This window comes from Mesorhizobium sp. M7A.F.Ca.US.006.04.2.1 (assembly GCF_004022915.1).
Classification (GTDB): Bacteria; Pseudomonadota; Alphaproteobacteria; order Rhizobiales; family Rhizobiaceae; genus Mesorhizobium; species Mesorhizobium ciceri.
In genome coordinates this window covers 1-8,270 of record NZ_RZQA01000197.1, presented here as the reverse complement: position 1 = coordinate 8,270, position 8,270 = coordinate 1, and the positions used below count along the sequence as shown (strand labels likewise).

Below are 8,270 nucleotides of genomic sequence, written 5' to 3'. Positions count from 1 at the left end.
AGGAAGACCTCCTGGACATCGGGCAGACCATCGCCGTTCGTATCCCGCAGCAGGGTGATACGGTTGCTTCCTTCGGTGCCGCCGCCCGAGGTCGCCATCAACTCGATCCAGCCCATGATCAGGTCTTTCGGCCGCTTGATCGCGGCACCGGCCGGCGCCACGGATTCGACCACCAGAACGTCACCATTCGGCAATGTGTAAAGCGAGCGCGGATGCCTCAAGCCCTTGGCAAAGGCCTGGATTTGCAAACCCTTGGCGACGGTCGGCTTCTCGTCTTGTTTCCAACCGACGACCGACGCGACATGCATGGGCGGCACCAGATACTGAATAGGTTCAGGCAGCGTCGGGTTTGCTCCGACCTGATCGGTGGGATCCGGTTCGTTATCGCTGCATGCGGGCAGCGCCAAAATCGATCCGAACAGCAGACCGAGGCTCGCGATACGCCGGATATGTCTGGCGGAGACATTCATTCGACCACCTCCACTTGAGTGTGGCCGGAACTCCATCCCAGCAGTCCCAGCAAGAGGATAACGATCACGGCGACGGCGGACAGGATGAGCCCCGTCGGCACGACCGAGGTCCAGGCATCACGGCTGTGCACCAGTGCGTTGAAGAGCGATATGACGAGCACGACGAGGCTGCCAAGGAGATATGGCCATGCAGGCCCGGCTTGACGGGCAAGTCGGCCGGTAGACAAATCGACAAGTGCTGCAAGGACCGCGAGCACGCCTACAACCAGGCCGGCAAGGAGCAGCCAGGCGGAAAAATTTGCCCACATCATTTCAGCGCTTCGCCAATAGGCAACGTCGGTCAGCAATGTGCCGACGAAACATGCGTTTGCGACCGCCATCGGCGTTTTATGGAACGGACGCCGGGCTGCCACCAACACGGATCGGGCACGGGCCATGGACATTCTCCACCTTTGAAGCTGTACCTGTCCTCCAAACCAACTTGTGGTTGGGAGGTTCCCGGAACCGTTTTGCGTTCAAGAACTCGTGATGGCGCTGGCAATGGCACAGAACGGCTCGGCGCGCGATGCTCATGCGGAGTTGGTGCGCAATGTCCTCAAGGTGATCGAGTAGCGGTGCAGGTCAACCGCCGGAATGCTGTGCTCCCATTCCGTGCGCGATGGTCCGGTCATGAGATACGCCGACCTTGGTTCGACGACGATGGTCCGGCGATCCCATTTGGCGCCATTCTTCCGCCGGAGCCGGAAGCTGCAAGGCGCCAGCAACGAAACACCCGCAACGTCTTCGAAATGAGGCTTGTCTCGATGCCAGCCGATGCCGGCGCCGGGCCGGTATTCGTTGATCAACACTTGCGCGAAGGCGTTGGCGGGCCGGCCTGCCAACGCTGCGATCTTGTCGCGCAGGGACAGCAGGAAGTCAGGGATCGGCGGCGCCTCGACGACCTGGCGTCTGTCGTAGTCGTAACGCAGGCCAAAACCGACGACGCGCCGGTTTGCCAGATGGCCACGGAAATCGAACGCCTCGAACGGAAGGCCTTCCAGATGCCGGGCGAGTTCCGTTTCTTCTTGCGCCGTGATCAACTCGGGCTGATAGAAGAAACCTTCCGGTAGGTCGTCGGCAGCACCAAAGAGATCGTGCTGAAGCCCGGATGAGCCGGAGTCGAGTGTTTTCGATTTGGGTGTCGCCATCCCAGCTAAGATGGTGAAGGCCAGCCCGCCTGGCAATATCGGAACCTGGCCAGCCAATCTGCACCCACCCTGCGGACGTCACCCCAACGACGGACAGGGCCTGCCAATCCGGATTTTATCGAGGGACTGTATTCAACTCAGGATTTCGCGAGCATGCCTTGAACGCGACCGAGGGAGTTGCGTGCATGTACGTACGGTTCTTACCAAACCGTGAGCCTTCGTTGCCAGTTGCTTGTCGGCAACTAGATTGGCAACGCGGCATCCCCAAAACATGCCGCAGTGGCCGGCGCGGGTTTAGGCAACGGTGTCTCACCGGCATCATCGCGCCGGCCACTCGAAATGTCCTGTTGTCGGCTCAGTGGCGGAGAAGCCTCCGTTGGCCCGGCGCGCTCAAACGAGAGGCCGCTCCTGCCTCGCGGGATGCTTCGAGCCCAAATCTCCGACCAGCCGGCGGTACTGGGTTTCGGGTGGACCGTAAGAATCTCGCGCCAACGTCATGAGACCGTCTCGATCGCGGATCGTAATCTCTCCGCGGCGCGCTCGGATATAACCATAACTTTCGATCATCTGGAGGCCGACGGTAACCCCCGGACGCCTCACACCAAGCATGATGGACAGAAATTCATGGGTTATCATAAGCCTGTCGCCGACAGTGCGGTCGCTGCACATCAAAAGCCATCTTGCCAGTCGAACTTCCAGGCTCTGCCGCGCGTTGATCGATGCCGTATAGCTTGTCTGAACATGGAAATATTGGACATAGCGCAACAGGAACGACCGCAATGTAGGGCTGTCCTCCAGGGCTTCGACGAAGGGGGCAGCCTCTATCCGGAGAGCCTCGCATGTCGACTGGACGTAACAATCAAAGTTGGCCTGGTCGTCCCCCATGACCAGGGCCGAACCGGTCATTCCTTCGAACCCGATGATTCCGACTTCGGCTTCGGTCGCAGGCGAAGTCCTCGCCACTACCGAGGCCAGCCCGCTTTCCAGAAAGTAGACGGCTTCGATCTTCTGCCCCGCGGTCTCCAGCGGCGCGCGCAACTCAAGAAAAACACTCGCCAGATGCGGACGTAGCCGCGCGAAATCGTCCGCGCTCATCCGGCGAAGCAATTCGCTCTTGGCTTGCAGTGTCTGGTAATCCACGAGACTCTTTTCCCTTGGGCAAGAGCACTGGGATCTCTTAGCCGGCCGCGCCCGTCGAACGAGCGGACGGTAACGAACCATAGACTTCGTCTCGCGCAGCACTAGACGGGCGGGCGCGTTGGTATGAAACCGACAGTTACTGCTGAAGACTCGAAGGCCTTGTTGGCTGACTATCTTTCGCCAGCAAACGAGCCTCCCGCAAGATAGAGGCGCGATCGAACCCGAGGAGCGATATGATTTCGCGTATCTGTTGTTCAGTGGCGCCTGTATCCCGCGCCAGCGCGGTCATCGCGCCCACTGGCAGACCGGGGTGCTCGGGCTCCTTCGTGATGGGCAAGAGCGATGGTCACTCCCAAGCGTCAGCGCCCCAACTGTGCTGCTGACGATTTCCTTTTGTACGCTTCCGTACGGAGCTTTGCGAGTCAATTCGGACGGAGGCTGAGTTGAGGCTTCTAGCGTCCTTGCGTCGTCCGTCCGTCGCCCCCGGAATTGTTCGGAACGATTGCTCGGCTGAGAGGTTCAAATATTCCACCCAACAGGAGTCTCGAAAGATGGATCACACCAACCACGTACGCCTCACAAGCACCGAACTGACACCAGACATTCTCGAAGACGCCACGATTTACGACGCAGACGACAACAAAGTCGGCAGCGTTTCGCATGTGCACGGCTCAGGAGCCGCCAGTCAGGTCGTCATCGATGTCGGCGGCTTTCTCGGCATTGGCGCCAAGCCGGTGGCCGTTCCCGCAAGCCAGTTGGAATTCATGCGCGATGAAGACGGCGACGTTCACGCGGTGACGAACTGGACCAAGGATCAGCTCAAGAGCATGCCCGAGCATCACGATGCATGATTTCAAGGACTTCACCTTGAACGGGAGCGGCCACTCGGCCGCTCTCTCTTAGGCGCAACAGGGTGGACAGACGATGCGGCGCGAAACCGGAGCCTGCTTCTGCGGAGGGATCGCCGCAGCCCTGGACGGAGAGCCTTTCTGGATATGCTACGATCACGACGACGATTGCCGCCGGGCCATCGGAAGTCCGCTGACGATCTGGGTTGGTTACCGGCCGAAGCAATTTCAGCTCCTCAGAGGGACGCCGAAGGCCTTTTCCCAAACGCCAGGCGTCACCCGCACGTTCTGCCCAGACTGTGGAAGCTCGATAGGCTATAGCGACGAAGGCCTGCCGGACGAGTTCTATGTGACGATCGGCTTCTTTGACAACCCTGAAGGGTTTCGGCCGCAAGCCCATGCCTATTGGGACCTGAGGCTGCCGTGGATCGAGTTTGATGACAGCCTGCCACGCATCGACCGATATTCAAGGAAGCGCGACCCGAAGTTCGGCAACCCGCGCGACCGGTAGTCGCGGTGCGTGACGCCAGGATATCGGCGGAACCTGACGATCGCTAACGGGTTATTCGGGCAGACCTGTCGGGTGCGACCATGCCATCGACCGTGATCCGAAATGCGCAATACGATCCCGCCACCAGGATCCTGTCGGTCTGGTTTGTGCCGAGCGGCAGACGCTACGAATATGAGGATGTTGCACCGGCAACTTATGCCGCTTTCACCAAAGCTTCCTCAAAAGGCCGCTTCTTCAATGAGTTCATCCGCGACCGCCATCGGTACCGCCGCGTGGCGTGACAAGTTTGGACATGAGCAGGCGATGCACGGAACCTGACCGGCATCGTCTCGTTGACGTCTCGTCGTCGAAGCAAGCCAGGCAACGACAGTGTTCATCTGAACATGCTCAGGTGTTCGCACCGGCAAAGATCGATCGGAAAAGGCTTCAAGGGAGTTCAAGAGCCATGACGGCCAAGAAGCAGAAGACCGAAAGCAAGGACAAGAAGGCATTGCGCTTGGCAGAGACCACCGACGTCTCACCCAAGCAGGCCAAGGAGCTCATGCAAAAGCATGGCAAGGACAACCCCAAGGTCGAGAAGGAAGCCAGAAACTTCAAGGCGGAAGGATAGTATCCGCATGAGGCGACCTGTATGGCCCCTGCAGGTGATCGGCCAGGCAATTCGGGATTAAGGGGGTGCCCCGGCCTTTTCGGCCGCGAGCGCAAAAGGAAAGCGCAGCACCAGGTTGCGGTTCTCGTCAAAAATCTCGAAGGTCAATCCGGTACGCAGCGGCCTGCCATGCAGCAGCTCTTCGGCAAGGATTTCCTTCGCCGACGCCATCGCGTTTTCCTCAGCGCTCGCGAGATCAGAAAATTCCTGGCCCTCGGGATCCTCCTGCAAGCTTCCGCTCTCATCTCGAAGGTCGAAAAAGTACCTGGACATGTCGACTGAACTCCTGCTCATCGCGATGGTGGCATCGGAAGCGCCAGCCTCAGACTTCAGTGCCTGATGTCCCCGGATTGTCGAAGAGCACAGCGAGGCCATGCTCGATGGCGCAGGCCGCTATCAGATCATCGAAGGCCTTTCCGGAAAGCGGGCAACTTGGCATCACCTCTCGAATTGCGGTCCCGGCCTTGGCGGTAGAGATCACATCGTGGCGTTTCTTGCGTGTCTCGACATATTGCTCGACCAGGATTTTCAGGCGCCTCACCGCAACGTCGTCCGTAAACATGGATCCTCAGCCAATGCCTGAAGTAAGGCTGTCGGCCTGATCATCGGCCGACGATCTCGGGGTTAGCCGGGATTGCTCGCACAATATTTCTATGGGCAGTTGGTTCCCCCGACCGCTTGCTTGGTAATTTTCGTACAGGGAATACCCTTGCCCGCGCTTTCATCGGGCCGAATCGACAGCGATTTTCCGATGCCGAGGCGAGCGTTCAGGCTTGCATCACCATGCGGCTGTGACGTGCAACGACACTTTCCTCATCGGTCGCAATCACCCGTACTTCCACCTTGCTCTCGGGACGACTGAGGATCTCGGCGTGGGTGTTGTTGGCGCGATCTTCAAGCACCACGCCAAGCCAGGTCAATTTTTCGCATATGGCCTTGCGGATGGTCGCGGACCGTTCGCCGATGCCGGCGGTGAACACCAGGCATTCAAGGCCACCCATCGTGTTTGCAAGCGCCGCGGCCTCTCTCGCGGCGCGAAAGGCGAAAAGCGCCATCGCCTCTTGCGCGCGAGGATCATTGCTCGCTTCGAGCGTCCTCATGTCGCCGGAAATCCCGGATACGCCGAGCAGGCCCGACTTCTCGTAGAGCATCGCCTGCAGTTCTTCCGCCGCGATGCCTCTTTCCAGCAGGAAATACAACAGCACGCCGGGATCGATGGCGCCGCACCGCGTGCCCATGACGAGGCCATCCAGGGCCGAAAAACCCATCGTGGTATCGATGCTTTTGCCCCCGTGCAGGGCGCAAAGACTTGCCCCATTGCCGAGATGGGCGACGATCGTGTGTTTCGCCGCGAAAATTGGCGATATCTCGCTGAGCCGCCCGGCGATGTATTCATAGGAGAGACCGTGGAACCCGTAGCGGCGCAAGCCTTGCTCTTCATACTGGCGCGGAAGGGCAAAGCGCCGCACGAGCGGATCGATCGTCTGGTGGAAAGCGGTGTCGAAACAGCCAACCTGTGGCAGGTCCGGTTGCAAGGCGGCTATTGCACGGACGGGCGCGAGACTGCGAGGCTGATGCAGCGGAGCAAGCGGCGTAAGTCTGTCGATGGCGTCGATGATGTATGGGGTCAGACGGACAGGTTCGATGAACTCGCTTCCGCCATGCACGATGCGATGGCCGGCGCAGATCAGGTTTCTTTCCCCAATTTCGCCCTGCACCCAATTCAGCATCTCGCCTATGGCCGCGTCACGCCGCTTGTCGGCGGTGAGCGGCCGATCGCACTGCACCGTTCCGTCGGCCGCTTTTGCGCGCAGTGTGGGTTTGTCGCCCAGGTCCAGCGTGCCGCGTGAAACGAGTTGCATATCCCGTGATGAGACAAGATCGTAAAGCGCGAACTTGATGCTGGACGAGCCGGCATTCAGCGCCAGGATCGACCGACGCATCATTGGCGCCCCTTTGTCGCGGCTTTGTCGGGCCAGCTCCATTTCTGGATTTCGGGCATGTCTTCGCCGTGCTCGCGCACATAGGCCTTGTGCTTCGCCAACCTGCCGTGGAGTTCGCCGGCAAGCCCTTCGGCCCTTTCGGCCAGTCCCGGCACGCGTTCGATGGCGGCGAGCGCGAGATGGTAGCGGTCGAGTTCATTGAGCACCACCATGTCGAATGGCGTCGTCGTGGTGCCCTCCTCGCGGAAGCCATGCACATGCATGTTGTCATGGTTGGCGCGGCGGTATGTCAGGCGATGAATGAGATAGGGATAGCCGTGATAGGCGAAGATGACGGGCCGTGTTTTCGTGAACAACGCGTCGAAGTCCCCGTCGGGCAGGCCGTGCGGATGCTCCGTGTTCGACTGCAATGTCATCAGGTCGACAACATTGACGACGCGGATTTTCAGGTCGGGGATCGCGGAGCGCAGAATGTCTGTCGCGGCCAGTGTTTCCAGGGTCGGCACATCGCCGGCGCAGGCCATGACCACATCGGGCTCCTCGTGCTGAGCAACCGTGCCGGCCCATTCCCAGATGCCCGCTCCAGCTTTGCAATGCGCTCCGGCTTCTTCAATGGACAGCCATTGCGGTCCCGGCTGCTTGCCGGCGGTGATGACATTGATGCGGTTATAGGTTCTCAGGCAATGATCGGTGATCCACAACAGGGTGTTGGCGTCCGGCGGGAAATAGAGCCTTACCGTGTCGGCCTTCTTGTTGGCGACCAGATCGGCAAAGCCCGGATCCTGATGGCTGAAACCATTGTGATCCTGCCGCCAGACATGCGAGGTCAAAAGGTAATTGAGCGAGGCGATCGGCTTGCGCCAAGCGAGCTCGCCGGAGGTCTTCAGCCATTTGGCATGCTGGTTGACCATCGAATCGACGATATGAATGAAGGCCTCATAGCATGAAAACAGGCCATGCCGGCCGGTGAGCAGATAGCCTTCAAGCCAGCCCTGGCAGAGATGCTCGCTCAGCACTTCCATGACGCGACCATCACGGGAAAGATGGACGTCATAGGGCTCGATGCGCTCCATCCAGATCCGATCGGTGACCTCGAACACGTCGTCGAGGCGGTTGGAGGATGTCTCGTCCGGCCCCATCAGGCGGAAGTTTCGCGCCTCGGCATTGAGGCGGAACACCTCGCGAAGATAGCTTCCGCAAATCCGCGTCGCCTCGGCAATGACGCCACCTGGACGCGGCACTTCCAGCGCCAGGCTTTTCCAATCTGGAAGCATCAGATCGCGCTTCAGCAGGCCGCCATTTGCGTACGGGCTTGCGCCCATGCGCCTTGTCCCTGTCGGGGCAAGTGCCGCAAGCTCCGGCAACAGGTGCCCGCTTTCGTCGAACAGCTCTCCCGGCTCGTAGCTTCGCATCCAGTTTTCGAGGATCTTGCGGTGCTCCTCATTCCCTCGAGCGTTCGATACCGGCACTTGATGCGAGCGCCAGAAACCCTCGACTTTTTCGCCATCGACCTCCTTCGGCC

Annotated in this window: 11 protein-coding genes and 1 pseudogene; 4 read left to right on the top strand and 8 right to left on the bottom strand. The window is 59.8% G+C overall.

All coding sequences use genetic code 11. The features are described 5' to 3' along the window. The 4 genes and pseudogenes from EN925_RS13120 to EN925_RS13105 all read right to left on the bottom strand — a co-directional run. A pseudogene (locus EN925_RS13120) lies at window positions 1-470 on the bottom strand (sorbosone dehydrogenase family protein); the annotation flags it as partial. Further along, window positions 467-907 carry a DUF2231 domain-containing protein gene (locus EN925_RS13115; protein WP_127368727.1) on the bottom strand — a complete coding sequence of 147 codons (441 nt, stop codon included), beginning with the start codon at window positions 905-907 and terminating at the stop codon, window positions 467-469. The pseudogene EN925_RS13120 and the gene EN925_RS13115, both read right to left, overlap by 4 nt. A gap of 132 nt (window positions 908-1,039) precedes the next feature. Then, the gene (locus tag EN925_RS13110; RefSeq protein WP_164753677.1) at window positions 1,040-1,657 is read right to left on the bottom strand and encodes an alpha-ketoglutarate-dependent dioxygenase AlkB; all 618 of its coding nucleotides are present in this window, start codon (window positions 1,655-1,657) and stop codon (window positions 1,040-1,042) included. 390 nt (window positions 1,658-2,047) lie between these two features. Then, on the bottom strand, window positions 2,048-2,797 hold the full coding sequence (locus tag EN925_RS13105) for a Crp/Fnr family transcriptional regulator (protein WP_013531540.1): 750 nt from the start codon (window positions 2,795-2,797) through the stop codon (window positions 2,048-2,050). 551 nt (window positions 2,798-3,348) lie between these two features. Here EN925_RS13105 and EN925_RS13095 point away from each other — a divergent pair. From EN925_RS13095 to EN925_RS13080, 4 genes are all read left to right on the top strand, one after another. Beyond that, window positions 3,349-3,648 (top strand): PRC-barrel domain-containing protein, encoded by a 300-nt coding sequence (locus EN925_RS13095; protein ID WP_013531539.1) that lies wholly within the window; start codon window positions 3,349-3,351, stop codon window positions 3,646-3,648. Window positions 3,649-3,721: 73 nt separating this feature from the next. After that, on the top strand, window positions 3,722-4,156 hold the full coding sequence (locus EN925_RS13090; RefSeq protein ID WP_013531538.1) for a GFA family protein: 435 nt from the start codon (window positions 3,722-3,724) through the stop codon (window positions 4,154-4,156). Between the two features lie 80 nt (window positions 4,157-4,236). Continuing rightward, complete coding sequence (locus EN925_RS13085) at window positions 4,237-4,437, top strand: KTSC domain-containing protein (protein ID WP_013531537.1); 201 nt, start codon at window positions 4,237-4,239, stop codon at window positions 4,435-4,437. A 164-nt stretch (window positions 4,438-4,601) separates the two neighbouring features. After that, window positions 4,602-4,766, top strand: a complete 165-nt coding sequence (locus tag EN925_RS13080; protein ID WP_013531536.1) for a hypothetical protein — start codon at window positions 4,602-4,604, stop codon at window positions 4,764-4,766. A gap of 57 nt (window positions 4,767-4,823) precedes the next feature. Here the strand turns inward: EN925_RS13080 and EN925_RS13075 are convergent, their stop codons facing one another. The 4 genes from EN925_RS13075 to EN925_RS13060 form a co-directional block, all read right to left on the bottom strand. After that, the gene (locus tag EN925_RS13075; protein WP_063168031.1) at window positions 4,824-5,036 is read right to left on the bottom strand and encodes a hypothetical protein; all 213 of its coding nucleotides are present in this window, start codon (window positions 5,034-5,036) and stop codon (window positions 4,824-4,826) included. A 91-nt stretch (window positions 5,037-5,127) separates the two neighbouring features. Then, a complete protein-coding gene (locus EN925_RS13070; protein WP_013531534.1) occupies window positions 5,128-5,367 on the bottom strand; it encodes a hypothetical protein in 240 nt (79 codons plus the stop codon). Between the two features lie 205 nt (window positions 5,368-5,572). After that, complete coding sequence (locus EN925_RS13065) at window positions 5,573-6,751, bottom strand: acetate/propionate family kinase (RefSeq protein WP_127369072.1); 1,179 nt, start codon at window positions 6,749-6,751, stop codon at window positions 5,573-5,575. Beyond that, window positions 6,748-8,270, bottom strand: a 1,523-nt coding sequence (locus EN925_RS13060) for a phosphoketolase family protein (protein ID WP_164894192.1), incomplete at its 5' end; no start/stop codon positions are given. The genes EN925_RS13065 and EN925_RS13060, both read right to left, overlap by 4 nt.

Excerpts from the sequence above, each read along its gene's own strand:
- EN925_RS13110 (WP_164753677.1), bottom strand. The coding sequence starts at position 1,657 with ATGGCGACACCCAAATCGAAAACACTCGACTCCGGCTCATCCGGGCTT.
- EN925_RS13070 (WP_013531534.1), bottom strand. The coding sequence starts at position 5,367 with ATGTTTACGGACGACGTTGCGGTGAGGCGCCTGAAAATCCTGGTCGAG.
- EN925_RS13085 (WP_013531537.1), top strand. The coding sequence starts at position 4,237 with ATGCCATCGACCGTGATCCGAAATGCGCAATACGATCCCGCCACCAGG.
- EN925_RS13065 (WP_127369072.1), bottom strand. The coding sequence starts at position 6,751 with ATGATGCGTCGGTCGATCCTGGCGCTGAATGCCGGCTCGTCCAGCATC.
- EN925_RS13080 (WP_013531536.1), top strand. The coding sequence starts at position 4,602 with ATGACGGCCAAGAAGCAGAAGACCGAAAGCAAGGACAAGAAGGCATTG.
- EN925_RS13095 (WP_013531539.1), top strand. The coding sequence starts at position 3,349 with ATGGATCACACCAACCACGTACGCCTCACAAGCACCGAACTGACACCA.
- EN925_RS13090 (WP_013531538.1), top strand. The coding sequence starts at position 3,722 with ATGCGGCGCGAAACCGGAGCCTGCTTCTGCGGAGGGATCGCCGCAGCC.
- EN925_RS13115 (WP_127368727.1), bottom strand. The coding sequence starts at position 907 with ATGGCCCGTGCCCGATCCGTGTTGGTGGCAGCCCGGCGTCCGTTCCAT.